This is a genomic window from Priestia veravalensis (assembly GCF_001457055.1).
In the GTDB taxonomy this organism is placed as follows: Bacteria; Bacillota; Bacilli; order Bacillales; family Bacillaceae_H; genus Priestia; species Priestia flexa.
In genome coordinates, this window is the sequence record NZ_KQ758631.1 from 91,756 (window position 1) to 106,167 (window position 14,412).

Annotated in this window: 17 protein-coding genes and 2 pseudogenes; 4 read left to right on the forward strand and 15 right to left on the reverse strand. The window is 37.1% G+C overall.

Translation table 11 applies throughout. The annotated features are described in order from the left end of the window. Window positions 1–152 precede the first annotated feature (152 nt). The 5 genes from AS180_RS04515 to AS180_RS04530 form a co-directional block, all read right to left on the reverse strand. Window positions 153–2,024, reverse strand: coding sequence for a PTS fructose transporter subunit IIABC (locus AS180_RS04515; RefSeq protein ID WP_025910760.1), 1,872 nt, complete (start codon window positions 2,022–2,024; stop codon window positions 153–155). A 12-nt stretch (window positions 2,025–2,036) separates the two neighbouring features. Beyond that, window positions 2,037–2,951 carry a 1-phosphofructokinase gene (gene pfkB, locus AS180_RS04520; RefSeq protein WP_025910761.1) on the reverse strand — a complete coding sequence of 305 codons (915 nt, stop codon included), beginning with the start codon at window positions 2,949–2,951 and terminating at the stop codon, window positions 2,037–2,039. Further along, window positions 2,948–3,700, reverse strand: coding sequence for a DeoR/GlpR family DNA-binding transcription regulator (locus tag AS180_RS04525; RefSeq protein ID WP_025910762.1), 753 nt, complete (start codon window positions 3,698–3,700; stop codon window positions 2,948–2,950). Before AS180_RS04525 ends, pfkB begins: the two co-directional genes overlap by 4 nt. Before the next feature lie 341 nt (window positions 3,701–4,041). Then, entirely contained in the window at window positions 4,042–4,182 is a 141-nt protein-coding gene (locus AS180_RS23120; RefSeq protein WP_165932490.1) for a hypothetical protein, read from the reverse strand. Window positions 4,183–4,350: 168 nt separating this feature from the next. Further along, window positions 4,351–4,683, reverse strand: coding sequence for a YolD-like family protein (locus AS180_RS04530; RefSeq protein ID WP_160169909.1), 333 nt, complete (start codon window positions 4,681–4,683; stop codon window positions 4,351–4,353). 259 nt (window positions 4,684–4,942) lie between these two features. Between AS180_RS04530 and AS180_RS04535 the strand changes: the two genes are divergently transcribed. Both AS180_RS04535 and AS180_RS22230 read left to right on the forward strand, forming a co-directional pair. Beyond that, entirely contained in the window at window positions 4,943–5,782 is an 840-nt protein-coding gene (locus AS180_RS04535) for a YitT family protein (protein ID WP_025910764.1), read from the forward strand. A gap of 138 nt (window positions 5,783–5,920) precedes the next feature. After that, window positions 5,921–6,112, forward strand: a complete 192-nt coding sequence (locus tag AS180_RS22230; protein WP_025910766.1) for a hypothetical protein — start codon at window positions 5,921–5,923, stop codon at window positions 6,110–6,112. 12 nt (window positions 6,113–6,124) lie between these two features. On the opposite strand, the pseudogene AS180_RS21510 reads toward AS180_RS22230, so the two are convergent. The 3 genes and pseudogenes from AS180_RS21510 to AS180_RS04550 form a co-directional block, all read right to left on the reverse strand. Continuing rightward, window positions 6,125–6,283, reverse strand: a pseudogene (locus AS180_RS21510) (tyrosine-type recombinase/integrase); the annotation flags it as partial. Between the two features lie 265 nt (window positions 6,284–6,548). Next, window positions 6,549–7,232 carry a DUF421 domain-containing protein gene (locus tag AS180_RS04545; RefSeq protein ID WP_062686491.1) on the reverse strand — a complete coding sequence of 228 codons (684 nt, stop codon included), beginning with the start codon at window positions 7,230–7,232 and terminating at the stop codon, window positions 6,549–6,551. Window positions 7,233–7,598: 366 nt separating this feature from the next. Then, window positions 7,599–9,116, reverse strand: coding sequence for a phospholipase D-like domain-containing protein (locus AS180_RS04550; RefSeq protein WP_062686492.1), 1,518 nt, complete (start codon window positions 9,114–9,116; stop codon window positions 7,599–7,601). Between the two features lie 341 nt (window positions 9,117–9,457). On the opposite strand from AS180_RS04550, the pseudogene AS180_RS21515 reads away from it, so the two are divergent. Next, a pseudogene (locus AS180_RS21515) lies at window positions 9,458–9,821 on the forward strand (transposase); the annotation flags it as partial. Window positions 9,822–10,099: 278 nt separating this feature from the next. On the opposite strand, the gene AS180_RS04555 reads toward AS180_RS21515, so the two are convergent. The 7 genes from AS180_RS04555 to AS180_RS04585 all read right to left on the reverse strand — a co-directional run bounded on the left by AS180_RS04555 (window position 10,100) and on the right by AS180_RS04585 (window position 13,836). Continuing rightward, window positions 10,100–10,960, reverse strand: a complete 861-nt coding sequence (locus AS180_RS04555; RefSeq protein ID WP_062686493.1) for a DUF421 domain-containing protein — start codon at window positions 10,958–10,960, stop codon at window positions 10,100–10,102. A gap of 39 nt (window positions 10,961–10,999) precedes the next feature. Then, on the reverse strand, window positions 11,000–11,206 hold the full coding sequence (locus tag AS180_RS04560) for a DUF1657 domain-containing protein (RefSeq protein ID WP_034655740.1): 207 nt from the start codon (window positions 11,204–11,206) through the stop codon (window positions 11,000–11,002). 12 nt (window positions 11,207–11,218) lie between these two features. Continuing rightward, window positions 11,219–11,569, reverse strand: coding sequence for a stage V sporulation protein AE (gene spoVAE, locus AS180_RS04565; protein WP_025910774.1), 351 nt, complete (start codon window positions 11,567–11,569; stop codon window positions 11,219–11,221). A gap of 5 nt (window positions 11,570–11,574) precedes the next feature. After that, window positions 11,575–12,585, reverse strand: coding sequence for a stage V sporulation protein AD (spoVAD, locus tag AS180_RS04570; protein ID WP_062686494.1), 1,011 nt, complete (start codon window positions 12,583–12,585; stop codon window positions 11,575–11,577). Continuing rightward, a complete protein-coding gene (spoVAC, locus tag AS180_RS04575) occupies window positions 12,585–13,064 on the reverse strand; it encodes a stage V sporulation protein AC (RefSeq protein WP_025910776.1) in 480 nt (159 codons plus the stop codon). Before spoVAC ends, spoVAD begins: the two co-directional genes overlap by 1 nt. Window positions 13,065–13,080: 16 nt before the next feature. Next, on the reverse strand, window positions 13,081–13,554 hold the full coding sequence (locus AS180_RS04580; protein ID WP_025910777.1) for a YhcN/YlaJ family sporulation lipoprotein: 474 nt from the start codon (window positions 13,552–13,554) through the stop codon (window positions 13,081–13,083). 78 nt (window positions 13,555–13,632) lie between these two features. Next, the gene (locus AS180_RS04585) at window positions 13,633–13,836 is read right to left on the reverse strand and encodes a DUF1657 domain-containing protein (RefSeq protein WP_061785506.1); all 204 of its coding nucleotides are present in this window, start codon (window positions 13,834–13,836) and stop codon (window positions 13,633–13,635) included. A gap of 342 nt (window positions 13,837–14,178) precedes the next feature. On the opposite strand from AS180_RS04585, the gene AS180_RS04590 reads away from it, so the two are divergent. Next, window positions 14,179–14,412 (forward strand): DUF4372 domain-containing protein (locus tag AS180_RS04590; RefSeq protein ID WP_139109151.1); only part of this gene is annotated, 234 nt, incomplete at its 3' end.

Genomic DNA, 14,412 nt, shown 5'->3' on the forward strand with positions numbered 1-14,412 from the left:
TCAACTATTGTAACATAATCTGTCTGACAAAAAAGCTTTCTGTCTAATTTTTCTAACAATTCTTCGAATATTAAATCTATTGTACTTCCAAAAAGAACAAATGTCTATAATATAAATACAAACCTCCTGCTTTTTACAGGAGGTTTTAACTTTTAAACTACTTTTTTCTTTTTCAATACTCCAACAAGTAGAGCTGTTACAACTGCACCGATAATGATAGCTAGTGCGTATAAGAATGGGTTACCCTCTACTACACCAATTACGAAAATACCACCGTGAGGAGCTGGTAAACCAATACCAAATACCATTGTTAAGGCACCTGCTACTGCTGCACCAATAACCGCTGCTGGAATTACGCGACCTGGATCTGCTGCTGCGAATGGAATAGCTCCTTCTGTAATAAATGAAGCTCCCAGCGCGTAACATGTTTTTCCTGCTTCACGTTCTTGCTGTGTAAATCTATTTTTGAAGATTGTTGTTGCTAACGCTAAGCCTAATGGAGGTACCATACCACCAGCCATAATTGCAGCGTGTGGACCAAAGTTTCCTGCATCAATCATTGCAATACCAAACGTAAATGCTGCTTTGTTGATTGGGCCACCCATATCAACGGCCATCATACCTGCTAAAATAATTCCTAATAATACTAAGTTACCTGTTTCAAACCCACTCAACCACTGTGTTAATCCATCATTGATTGCTTTAACTGGATCGATAATGACATAAAGCATAATCATTCCGGTAATGAATATCCCGAATAATGGGTACAAAAGAACTGGCTTAATACCATCTAATGCCTGTGGTAAACGACTGAACAATTTTTTCAATCCAAGTATGATATAACCTGCTAAGAAACCTGCGATTAGCCCACCTAAGAAACCTGCTTGACCAGTAGAAGCCATTAAACCTCCGACCATACCTGGTGCTAAACCTGGACGATCGGCAATACTCATCGCGATGAAACCAGCTAATACTGGAATCATTAAACCAAATGCGTTACCGCCACCAATTGTATTTAATGCTGCTGCAAACGCATTATAGGTTGGATCATCGGGTTTGACTGCATCAATACCAAACATGAATGAGATGGCAATTAAAATCCCGCCTCCTACTACGAATGGAAGCATTGCAGATACACCGCTCATTAAGTGTTTATAAAACCCTTTACGTTCTGAACTTCCAGAAGAACCACTCTCAGATTTACCACCGTCACCGCTATAAACAGGTGCATCTCCTTTAAGCGCTCGATTAATTAACTCTTCTGGTTTACGAATCCCTTGTGCTACTGGTACTTGTATGACCTTTTTACCAGCAAAGCGAGCCATTTCAACCTGTTTGTCAGCCGCTACGATAATTGCTGTTGCTTTTTCGATTTCTTCAGCTGTTAATGCGTTCTTAATACCACTTGAACCGTTTGTTTCAACTTTAATCGTAACGTTCATTTCTTTTGCTTTTGCTTTTAAACTATCTGCTGCCATATAAGTATGAGCGATACCTGTTGGGCACGCCGTAACTGCTAAAACTAGCTCATCGTCCGACTTTGTATCAACTTCTTCTGGCTGTTCATTCTCTGTTTCTTTATCATCAATTAACTGGATAACTTCATCAATTGACGCAGCATTTAATAATGACTGACGAAAATCTATATCCATTAATAACGTTGATAAGCGTGATAGCGTTTCTAAGTGAGCATTATTTGCTCCTTCACTTGCCGCAATCATAAAGAATAAGTGTGCCGGCTGACCATCAAGCGATTCATAGTCAAGCCCTTCTTTTGAACGCCCAAATGCAATTGCTGGCATCTTTACCGAGCTTGTCTTTGCATGTGGAATGGCAATCCCTTCACCAATTCCCGTTGTGCTTTGTGATTCACGGTTTAAAATTGCTTGCTTATATCCTTCACGATCGTTTAAACGACCTGCTTCATCCAATTTGCCAACTAACTCATCAATAACATCTGATTTTGATGAACTTTGTAGATCAAGAATGATTGTGTCTTTTTTCAATAGCTCTGTAATTCTCATTCTCGGCTCCCCCTACTTTATCTTTGTAATTGAAACTTGTTCTAATAATTCTTCTACATAGCTTTTTTCACATAGTTCAAGCGAGAAAGCTGTAGCACTACCCGATGCCACTCCTGTACGGAATGCCTCAAGTAAGTCATTTTCTTTTGTGTAAGCAGCTAGAAAACCCGCTACTAGTGAATCGCCTGCTCCAACTGAGTTTTTAACATTCCCTTTTGGTGCAGTTGCTCGGTACACTGCATCTTTTGTAATCAACAGTGCCCCGTCCCCAGCCATGGAAACTCCTACGTTTTTTGCTCCCATTTCGACTAGTTTTTGACCGTATTGAATTGCATCTTCTACACCGCTTACCTCAACATTAAATAATTCGCCAAGCTCGTGATGATTTGGCTTAATAAAAAATGGATTATGCTTCACTACATCTAGAAGTGTTTTCCCACTTGCATCTACGACAACTTTCACACCTTTAGCAGTAGCTTGTTGCGTAATCGTTTCATAAATATCTTTTGGAAGCGTTTTCGGAATACTGCCTGCTAACACAAGCACATCATGCTCTTTCATCTGAGAGATTTGCTGTAAAAGCTGCTGAAGAGCTTCTTCCGAAATAGTAGGCCCTTGTCCATTTACTTCTGTTTCAGCTTTTGTTTTTAGTTTTACATTAATGCGAGTATCTTCATTAACTCTTGTAAAAGCGGTTTTGATTTCTTCCGTTTTCAAGTAATCTTCAATATATGTTCCAGTAAACCCACCGATAAAACCAAGCGCTTTGTTTTCGACGCCCAATCGTTTCAACACGCGAGATACGTTAATTCCTTTTCCACCCGGAAACTTTACTTCGCTTGTTGTTCTGTTTAATTCGCCTTCTTTAAAGTCTGTTACATGTACAATGTAATCAACTGAAGGGTTTAACGTACATGTATAGATCATAATTTCACAACCTTTATGTCTGTTTTGTTTGCATATTGTATAAGCACCTCTTGCGGTAGCTCATTTGTAATAACAGTTGCTGCATGTAGGTCTGCTATTTTTGCAAAGCTGGTTTCAAAAAATTTTGTTGAGTCTGCCAGGATATAAGACTCATGAGATAGCTTCATCGCTGTTTGTTTAATAAGGGCTTCCTCAGGATCCGGTGTGGTGTATCCGTATTGATGATGAATTCCGTTTGCTCCCATGAAGCATTTATCAAAGCGATACTGCTCTAAACTTAAGAGCGCACCATTTCCAATTAAAGCACCTGTCTTATGCTTAAGAGCACCACCTGTTAAATAAAGGGTAATACCTTCTTTAAGCATTAAATTTAAATGCATAAGCCCATTTGTCACAACAACTACATCTTTTTGTTTTAAAAATGGAATCATTTCATACGTTGTCGTTCCTGCATCTAAAAAGATGCAATCGCCTTCATGGATAAGAGAAGCTGCGTATTCAGCAATTCTTTGTTTGTCTTCTACATTTTTATCAGCTTTTTCTATAACGCTTAGTTCAATTCGCTTTTTCTGAATTAGTGAAGCACCACCGTGAACACGTTTAAGTAGCTGTTCTTCTTCCAACTGACTTAAGTCACGACGTATTGTGGACTCAGAGGCACCCGTCACTTCAATAAACTCTTGCACTTTAACAAGCTCTTTTTCTTTTAAAAGCTTTAACATTAGCTGATGCCTTTCAGGTGTTAGCATAACGTGACTCCTTTTCCAAAAAAGCGTTTTCATTTATCTTTCATGATTTTACTTTAACACGCAAATCTTTCAAAATCAATCATAAAAAATCAGTTTCATTCACTTTTTTTATTTTTTTTAATAAAAACTTACGGTTAACGGAAGCGCTCTAATATGTAGGTTTCAACACATTTACACTAAAATCAAACGTTATAACCAAATGTTATAATGCGGTCATATTAATTGTTCAACCTGTCATCATTGAACGTTTATGATTGTTTTATAACAAATAAAGCTTGTTCACTTAAATTTGCCCACACCAAAAAGTTGTCCATTTTTTTGGACAACCATTGGGAAGTTCGTTATTTAAATAGAAACAACAGCATGTATAAAATGGATGCTAACGCCGATGAAATAGCTAAACTAGATGCAAAGCGAACGAGCCTTCTTTTGATGAACTGCGTTAACTCAATTTCTCTCACTTGACTTTTTTCATTTTGCATATCTTTCCCCTTCTTTTTTATATAGCTACGGCACACTTTACACTCAATACTACCTCGTCTCAATACTACCTCGTGCTGCCGCGAGCTTTTTTATCAGTATATGCAGACTCCACAAAAAAGATACAAAGCCAATGAATACAATAAAAGCTACTTCAAAATTGAAGCAGCTTAATCCATGCACAGCATTGCGTTAACAACAAAGCTTTCCCGAATAGAATATGTATAATAAGGACCCGTTGCTAAAAGGCGGTTTGATTGCTGATCAATACAATCAATCGTGACTCGATCATACTTTCGAACGCTACCTCCTTCATAAACATGTAGATTAACTAGTCGATGTTGTTCGCACGCTGTATGAAGGATTTGACTAATCTTTTCTCTACCTTGCATTCGTGCTGGTGGTGTCTCTAATTTTAGATGAGAACGATAAATTTCTTTCATCTGCTCCACATGTTCGGGCATCAAAAGCTTGGCATATTTTTTTAGTTCTTCTTGATACAACTCCCTCTCCCCTTTCATTATCCACATTAACGAACATACGTTCTTTTTGTAAGGCAGAAATTATTTTTATTTATCATAATATGCTTTATTCATTGCATAACTTTTTCATTTTTCCATATGAAGTTCAGCGTGTCAAAAAATTTACCTCTCGTTTTTAAAAACTAGTCTTTCATTCCAGTAGTCTCCTTGATATAATACATTTTCATGGAGATAGTTTCGCCAGAATGAAAATTAACACACTAGAAAGAAGATGTATATGATGGTAAAACGAATAAAAGAAATTATACTAATTTTATTTGGTAGCTTAATTTTTGCGCTTGGTATCAACTATTTTGCTATTCCAAACGAGCTTGCAGAAGGTGGCGTAACTGGGGTTACTATGATTACATACTACCTGTTCCAGTGGTCTCCAAGTATAACAAACTTTATTATTAACGGCCTGCTCGTTTTGGTTGGATATAAGTTTTTACATAGACGCGTCATTGTCTATACGGTCCTTTCTATTGTTGCTACTTCGGTTTTTTTACATCTAACTGAAGAAGCAGGAGCACCGCTAGACGATACGCTTTTAGGCGCCATCTTCGCTGGCCTATTCGTTGGAATCGGTCTTGGCCTCGTGTTTAGAGGCGGGGGGACCTCAGGTGGATCTGCGGTTATTGCTCGAATGACTAATGAATACTTTGATTGGAATATTAGCAGAACCATGCTTGCGATTGATTTAGTCGTTGTAGGAAGTGCCTATTTTGTAATTGGAGGCGAAAAAACGATGTACACCGTTATCGCACTCTACATTGGTACAAAGGTACTTGATTATATTATTGAAGGATTAAACCCTCGCAAAGCCGTAACGATTATTTCAACTCGTTCAAACGAAGTGGCTGAACAAGTTAATAATAAGATGGAGCGTGGCGTAACGGTTTTTACAGCGCACGGCAGCTATACAAAAGAAGCCAAACAAGTACTCTATATTGTAATTAACAAGCAAGAGCTTTTAGAGCTAAAGCGAATTATTCATAAAGTGGACGATCAAGCGTTTGTTGTAGTGCATGATGTGCGAGATGTATTTGGTCTCGGTTTTACTTTACCGAAAGCAGGCTAACCCTTCTATTATATAATAGAAGGGTTTTTTCACCATTTAGATAGCTTTATGTTTAAAATAAGTTAAGCCACTGACGAAAAAGAAAGCAAAGCTCCCTAAAACAGTAATGAGTAATGTTCCTGGTGTAAAGAATAAAAATTGAAAAATACCAGCATTGATATTTTAATACCAATCGTTATCGTTTTATTATTTTCATCCACTCAGTTTATGACACCAGTTACAATTAAGGAAATTAGTTTAATGATTATTGGATCAATTGCTTTAGGAAGTTTCATAGGAGCAGTTTTATATGGCTTAAACAAATTTTTTCAAAAGTTGACAACAAACTAAATAAAAGCCCTTTGACTCAAAGGCTTTTCTTTTGGTATCATCTAGTAGTTTTGCATATCTTAGTGTCATTTCTGGAGAAGCATGAGCCAATAACTCTTGTACTGTTAAAATATCTGCACCACCGTTTAACATTTTGACAGCATATGTATGGCGAAATTGATGGCTTTTAAAATAAATGCAATCTTTGCACTAGAACCTTTTGATTGGTGACAAAAACCAGCTAATATCCGGTCAAGATATTAGCTGGTTTTTTGTAATGAACACTTAGAGCGAAAAGAGCGCAATCCTTACTCTAGAAAAGCGCCCGATTGTGGAAAACCAAAGAGTAACAATCACCCTATCTGATAAATTCATAAAACGGATTCTCTGGTTCATCTTTTTTTAAATCCACATTATATTCACCAAGAAAATTGATGTACTCCTATTCTAACAAATTTTATTTGGGACTTATATGTATGCCTTCACTCTCCCGCCAATCTGCGTAAAGTATACGCTTTACATTATCATATCCATTGGTAGTTAATTGGTTATCTAACCACTGTTGATCAAATCCGAGTTCATGTAAATTATCCCATAAAATTTCCCCATCTATAATTAACGATGTTGGGAGGTCTACTTGACTTTCTGGAAGATTGAGATCTTGCTTGTCTGGGTTTTGATACTTAGATTTTAATAATAAACTTATTTCCCCATTAGCTTCCAATATACCGTATTTGACTTCGCGAACTGAAAAAACATTATTTTGTCGAAGTATACTCAAAACTTGATTTACATCCAATTTGTTCTTTTTAAGTAACTTTCGATCCATGACACCATCCCGAATGATGATGTTAGGATCGCCTAATAAGAGAGAACGTATCGATTTATTTTTTAGAGTCATAAACTCTATCACCAACATGAGAAGCGTCCACAATCCGATGGCATATAAAAAGTGAAAAGTCCTTACCTTATCTTCATACATGGTATTTCCTAAAAGATCTCCAAGTACTAACACAAAAACTAAGTGAAACGGGGTTAACTGAGAGATGGATGTTCTGCCTGTTATGATAATAATAAAAAATAAGGTGACAAAACCTACTATGACTTTGATCGTTACTAAACCAATATTAACTTCTTCCAAAGTTTTTTCCTCCAATTTAAATTTTACTTAGTTGTAAGATCTTGAAGTGTAGATAAAAATGATACAGCTTATCTTCTAATAAACTTATTTCCTTAAGATTTTCAAATATATTATCTATTGATATCACCCCTATATTTAAATTAAAAGCTAACAGCTATTTTTGAATTCAAACTCTTTGAGCTGCCTTTTTTAGTATTTCTATTTTTTAGTAATAAAATTCCATCGTAAATAAGAAAAAAACCCATGTTGAAAGTTCTTCTAACACGGGTTTTCGACTTTTTTCAAATGAATCAGAAATATTTTAAAAACAATGAAATTTTTAAAATATAGATTTAAGATAGAACAATAAAAACAGGATACATCATCTTATAATAATGGAGAAAGCAGGCGAGAACCCTGTTCAACAATGCGATCGGTCAGGGATCGTTGCAGCAAGTCTTCAATTCTTAATGGTACAGAATCAGTAAGATCCCTCTCGAACTGCTCTGTGAGTTCCCCTGCCACATCAGCACTGTACAAGACTTGACACACTTCATAATTCAGGCGAAAACTTCTCATATCATAGTTTGCTGAGCCTACTTCTGCAATTTCCTCATCAATGATCATCAGTTTCGCATGTAACATTCCTTTATCGTACTGGTAGATTTGGACCCCAGCTTCTATAAGTTCCCCGTAATAGGTACGACTTGCAAAGCCCACAATTTTTTGATCAATATGGCGAGGAACAAGTAATCTTACCCGTACACCACGAGCCACAGCTGTCTTTAATGCCATAATAATATCTGTTTCTGGTATAAAGTAGGGCGTTGTTATATCAATGGTTTTGGTCGCTTGTGTTATACATATAAAGTAAGCTTGACGAATAACTGGTGTAGGAATTCCAGGGTTTCCTTCCAACGTATGGATGTATGCTTTTTGCAATTCTCCTGTCTTTGTTTGAGTATTGTCTGTTTTACCTTCTATAGGCCATAACTCAGATCCTAATTCGGCAGACCATCTTGAAAGATCTATGCTGCCGGTTGGATTGATTTCCTTTGATTTATATTTTGGGATTTTAGTGGCCTTTTTCGTTGCCTCAGATTTTGTTTTTGACTTTATCCGTTCTGGTACAGCTATATTCCAATGAACGTCGAAGATAGTCTGCAAGTCGTCTGTTGCTTCCCCTATAATTTGCAAATGAGTGTCCCTCCAAAATCCTACGTCTGGCTTTAATCCCGTATATTCATACCCAACGTTCATACCGCCAGTAAAGGATTCCTTTCTGTCAATCGTGACAATCTTACAATGATCCCGATAATTCCAATTGGACAAAATCCAGGGAAAGCTTAAAGGAAATATTGTCCGACATTCTATCCCTGCTTCCACCATCTGAAGAATTTTTTGACGCGGAAATTTTTTACTCCCCCAACCATCTCTAATAAAACGAACCCGCACTCCATTTACTGCTTTTTCGATCAGCAGTTCTGTGATGCGATTACCAATTTGGTCGTTCCGATAGATGAAATATTCCAGATCAATGGTTTTTTGGGCTTTTTGTAGGGATTCGATAAGTTGTTCATATTTTGCTATTCCATTGTTTAGTACTTGGACTTTGCCGACTCGAAGCCCGCCTACAGTAAAATACCTTAAAGCATCGGCGATTATCGATGCTGAATCACTACATGTATCAGGTAACTTATCAGACTCATTATGAAAAGAGGTCAATCTTTTACGATGAATAAGCTTGGGATTTGATATGCTAAGATATAGTAAGAAACCAACGACAGGCAAAACAAGGACGATTACTATCCAATTCAAAGCTTTGGCTGGCCGACGAACTTCCCAAATTGCTATGAATAAGATAAAGAACGTATTTAACAGGTATAGAAAAAAAATCCACTCCAACTAAAATTCCTCCTTAGTTTTTCCCTTAATATGTACAAACTATGTAGCAAGTATACGTTTGGAATACGAGGAATTGTTCAGATTGACCTTTTCTCATGAGACACCTCAAATAATTTTGTAATTAGTTTGTTTTGTCACAGGAAATTTAATGTTGGAGATGTATCGAAAAACAAAAAAGGAGGTTCGTTTTACATTTATTCCATTTAAACCTAAAATCTTACATTATTCTGCTGTAGCTGACTAAGTATATTCGATGTTAAAAAGACTCCAACAGGGGGTAAGGTACCACTAATTACGGGATATCCGGTAAGAGCTCTATCGGTTGTAGTAACCCATGTTCCGTATTCGCTGCGGGTATCATAGCTGAAATTGGCCAAATAGACCGGTTTGATGATGAAACTAAAGTAGCGAAATACGCAAGTCTATACTGGCGAAAGCATCAGTCTGGGCGCTTTACTGCCGAAGACAGTCCTTATCACGTAACGGTAACTACTACTTGCGATATTACTTAGTTGAAGCCGCCAACTCCGTAAGAAGGCAAGTTCCGGATTACCGGGATTTACTACGTGAAAAAGTACAGTGAAGTACCAAAACATCAACACAAACGTGCACTCGTTCTAACCGCAAGAAAACTCGTGCGATTGGTGGATGCGCTACTAACGCAGTCACCAACTCTTTACGCCAGAAAGGGGCGTGAAAATATGACATAAAACTTGTCATTGCTATCTTTCAAATAATTTCCAGTAAATAACATTCGTTACTGGTCTAGTTTCGTGATGCTTTTTTTAAGTAAATTGCCCTTTGATAACTTTACATTCTTTCATTTTTCAGTTGACATACTACCGCAGGTCTTTATTATCCATTATTAAAAATTATGTTTATACTATATCCATTAATGGATTTTACTAAAGACCCTTCTGTCCTATGCCAACTGCTAAATTGTTACTTCTGACTTTATAGCTTGAAACCCGTCATAACCTTATTTAACCTCTTAAAAGAGGGGTCACTTTATCAATGGCTTCTTGTAACTTTTGACTGTTTTGGCTATACATATGTTTCGCTTTTTCTACTTCTGTCCCAAGCGCAAATAATTCTAAGTCCGCCTGACATTTTTTCATGGTTGAAAGTAATAAAGGCTTTTCTTGAGGAGAAGGAACTTGAAGTTTATCATCAAAAAGGTCAACGGTTAATTGCCCATAAGAATCTACCTGCCCAAGAAAGACATTTTCAATGGTAACTCCTAGTTTTTCTAGTTCAGTGTGTAACCACCTTCTGCTTTGGCCAATTGTCGCTAATGGTTCATCTAATATTTCACCATCCATAATAACTGTTTGAGGTTCCTTACTTGGAGCAACAGCTATCCCTAAATCTTTTGCGGTTAACGGTCGATTTTCTTTCTTTAACAAGACGTTGAGATCGCCGGTTGGCTCTAATACCGCAAATTCCACATCAGCTGCCTGATAGACACTTTTCTGTCGAAGTAACTCTAACAATTCATCGATTGTGTATTTTTCCTTTTTCAAATTATCTTCCATGATTTTTCCATCTTTGATAAAAACCGTCCCTTTCCCCTCCATAAAGTCGCGAAAATGTTTATTTTTCAAGGAAATGATGCCTGCTAAGAAGGGTACTGCCGCAAAGATTACGATACTAAGTATCCCATGAGCAATGCTTTTATCAATTCCCGTGGCCATGTCTGCTCCTATATTACCGATGGTCATACCGGTGACATATTCAAAGAAGGAAAGCTCAGATATTTGTTTTTTACCTAACCATTTTGTAATAGCAAAAAGAATAACTAAAAACAGTAAAGACCGCAAAACTACAATTAACCAATCTGGCATCTTTTACACCTCCTATAAAATTAGAAAAAGCTGTTCGTCTTAAAAACCTTTATATTGGGCTTCTTCTCTCTCCAATTCTCCCACTCGATTTTTTAAATCTGTTACGATTTCATTCATGACATTCATCGTTTCGTGCAAAGTCTGCTTTGATTGATCATCTTGAGTTCGTAATGCTAAATTGGATAAACCAGCTTCTACTCCTTTAAGACTGACAAGACATTGTTTCACATCTGATGCAATCGTCATTTTACATCCTCCTTATCCTTTTGGTTTAAAAAATATAGCGCCAATCATTCCAAAAATAATGGCGGCTGAAATTCCGGCACTTGTTACTTCAAACATTCCTGAAATAACACCTACTAACCCATGTTTTTCGGCTTCAGCCATTGCCCCATGTACAAGAGAATTTCCGAAACTTGTAATAGGAATGGTCGCTCCTGCTCCTGCAAAATCGATAAAAGGTTCGTATAAACCAAACCCATCTAGAAGAGCGCCAATCACTACAAATGTACTTAAGGTATGTGCTGGTGTAAGCTTAAATACATCAAACATAATTTGCCCAATAACGCAGATCAAGCCTCCTACAACAAAAGCCCAAAAGAAAATCATAGCTCTTATTCACCTCCATATTCAATTGATACCGCATGAGCGATACAAGGAATAGTTTCACCCTGCTGAAAGCTTAATGGCGATAATAAAGCACCTGTTGCTACGACTAATATTCGTTTAAATTCGCCTTTTTTCATTCGGTTTAATAGATGACCATATACAACGGTTGCTGAACATCCTGGCCCACTAGCGCCAGATAGAACTGGCTGTCCTTCTCGATAAATCATAAGGCCACAATCTTGATATTGTTCTTCACGTATTGGTGTTCCATGTTTTTTAAATAAATCAAGCGAGACTTCTCGTCCAATGTGGCCAAGATCTCCCGTTACAATCAAATCATAATAAGATGGATCAAGATTTCGCTCAGTAAGATGTGCTTCAATGGTATCAACAGCCGCCGGAGCCATTGCTCCTCCCATATTAAATGGATCCGTCATTCCCATATCGATCACGCGTCCAATCGTTGCAGAGGTCACACGAGGTCCCTCTCCAGAATCACTTAACAAAGCAACGCCAGCACCTGTCACTGTCCATTGAGCAGTAGGTGGTTTTTGTCCACCGTATTCGGTCGGATAACGAAATTGTTTTTCGACGGCGGTATTGTGACTCGAAGCACCAGTTAACAAATAGTTAGCTCCTTTTGTGTTAACTAAGTAAGCACCAAGAGCCAGTCCTTCCATGGATGTAGAACAAGCACCAAATAATCCAAGGTACGGTGTGCCAAGTGTTCGGCAAGCAAAACTAGTGGGCGTCATTTGATTAATCAGATCTCCTCCAAGGAAAAACTGAACCTGTTCCTTTTGAAGACCTGCTTTTTCGATAGCTTTTTGACTCGCTTCTTCTACCAAAACCTTGTGCGCTTTTTCATAAGAATCCTGTTTTAACCATAAATCAGAATGAAGTAAATCAAAATCATTAGCAAGTGCTCCTTTTGCTTCAAAAGGACCTCCGACCGTTCCAGTGGAGATAATGACAGGTTTTTGATCAAAGACCCATGTACGATGTCCCGTAAGCATTACAAGCCACCCCACTGTATGAGAATCGTTTTAATGGCCGCAATAACAAATGCCGAAAAGGTACCAAATAAAATGACGGAGCCAGCTAACTTAAACATATTACCACCAACACCTAGGACAAATCCTTCCGTTCGATGTTCAATACATGCTGATATGACGGCATTTCCAAAGCCGGTAACGGGAACCGCGGAACCGGCACCTCCAAATTGAGCAATTCGATCGTAAACACCGAAGCCTGTTAGAAGCATAGCAATAAAAATCATGGTCCCTACTGTTGGGTTTCCAGCCGTTTGATCTGTAAAATCAAAATAATAAATATAAAACAGTTGAATGGCTTGGCCAATAAGACAAATGATCCCACCCGTAAAAAAAGCTTTGATACAATTTTTAACTACTGGTCTCTTGGTTTCTTTCTGTTTTTCAAGATCTTGATATTCCTGTTGGACAGGTGTTAATTGTTTCTTTTGATTATTTGACATGTGTATACCTCTTTCATCACGCTTTTTCTTTCATAAGGTTTTTAATATTGTTAAATTCTCTTTTTAATGTTTTTTTCTTTATCTTGTCTTTTTGCAGTTTTTCTTCTAATTGTTCCAACTCCCAATAGATTTTTTGATCAGTTGAAACTAAGACTTTATAATCCGGATAAGCTTTTTCTAAGTCTGTTTTCACGTTCTTTTTGATTTTTTTTAATTGAAAGCGATGAAATTGATCTACTTTTATCGCCATTAACAGCTCTTTATCGGTATTTACTGCTTTAACAGCCGAAACTTCTTCCTCTTTTATGATCTTTTCTTTTGCTTGATTGGCAACTGTTTGATTAATGGGTTGGTTTGTATGTACCTTGACGATCGTTGTATCATCATTGCCATTAGTCGAATGATTCTGTTGCCCCGTACATCCGGATATATATACAATAATCATGGCTAAAAAAAGAAAATGATTTAATCTTCTTATCTTTCTTTTCATACAATCACCTGTCCGTTTCTACTCAAGAATTGAAGTGTAAAAAGGTTGGTTAATTGAACCAACCTTTTTATCCTATTCTTATTGCTTGTATTGAGGCTCTTCTTGTTCGATTTGTTGAACACGTGGTTCAATGCTGTCTACAACGGATTGGGTTTGCTTAGCTGCATCTTGGTAAAGTTGCTTAGCTTGTTGATTATCTGTACTAAGAGCAAATGTTTCAAAACTTGCTTGAGCACTTTTCAATCCTGCTAGAGCTGTTTTAACGTCATTTATTACTGTCATGATAATTTCCTCCTTGAATTTTTTTTTGTTACTCTTTTATATTGCTCTATGGAGAATTTTTTATTCAATGATTTTTGGGAAATTTAAATCTAAATTATTTTTGACGTATAGCTCCATTTTTCCGATAATAACCCCTTTTCCATATCCCCATCATTTCTTCTATTTCTCGTTGACAGCAATAGCTCTTATAACTTTTCATTTTTTCTTTTCTCAACTTCAATTTCTTTTACACCCCTACCTTTATAAATCTGAATTTTCTGCAATATTATTCATGCACAAAAAAATCCTTTATAATGGTTGGGTGGTAGTAAACCATCCAAATCCAAAATAAAGGACATACACATGGATAAGTTTACACGAAAAACATCATTTGAACAATGGCTTTCACCGATTTCCTCCACAAAACTAGAGGAACTTGTGGAAGCCTATCAATTAAATTACTATACAAAGAAGCTGTACATTGCTTCATTCTTGAAATTACTCGTATTCGCACAACTCAACGAAACCGAAAGTCTACGTGCGGTTAGTGATACGTTATTCTCGGATGACCTACAAAAAGCAACCGAACTAGAATCA

Excerpts from the sequence above, each read along its gene's own strand:
- AS180_RS04515 (WP_025910760.1), bottom strand. The coding sequence starts at position 2,024 with ATGAGAATTACAGAGCTATTGAAAAAAGACACAATCATTCTTGATCTA.
- pfkB (WP_025910761.1), bottom strand. The coding sequence starts at position 2,951 with ATGATCTATACATGTACGTTAAACCCTTCAGTTGATTACATTGTACAT.
- AS180_RS04525 (WP_025910762.1), bottom strand. The coding sequence starts at position 3,700 with ATGCTAACACCTGAAAGGCATCAGCTAATGTTAAAGCTTTTAAAAGAA.
- AS180_RS23120 (WP_165932490.1), bottom strand. The coding sequence starts at position 4,182 with ATGCAAAATGAAAAAAGTCAAGTGAGAGAAATTGAGTTAACGCAGTTC.
- AS180_RS04535 (WP_025910764.1), top strand. The coding sequence starts at position 4,943 with ATGGTAAAACGAATAAAAGAAATTATACTAATTTTATTTGGTAGCTTA.
- AS180_RS04555 (WP_062686493.1), bottom strand. The coding sequence starts at position 10,960 with ATGCCAGATTGGTTAATTGTAGTTTTGCGGTCTTTACTGTTTTTAGTT.
- AS180_RS04560 (WP_034655740.1), bottom strand. The coding sequence starts at position 11,206 with ATGACGATTGCATCAGATGTGAAACAATGTCTTGTCAGTCTTAAAGGA.
- spoVAE (WP_025910774.1), bottom strand. The coding sequence starts at position 11,569 with ATGATTTTCTTTTGGGCTTTTGTTGTAGGAGGCTTGATCTGCGTTATT.
- spoVAD (WP_062686494.1), bottom strand. The coding sequence starts at position 12,585 with ATGCTTACGGGACATCGTACATGGGTCTTTGATCAAAAACCTGTCATT.
- spoVAC (WP_025910776.1), bottom strand. The coding sequence starts at position 13,064 with ATGTCAAATAATCAAAAGAAACAATTAACACCTGTCCAACAGGAATAT.
- AS180_RS04580 (WP_025910777.1), bottom strand. The coding sequence starts at position 13,554 with ATGAAAAGAAAGATAAGAAGATTAAATCATTTTCTTTTTTTAGCCATG.
- AS180_RS04585 (WP_061785506.1), bottom strand. The coding sequence starts at position 13,836 with ATGACAGTAATAAATGACGTTAAAACAGCTCTAGCAGGATTGAAAAGT.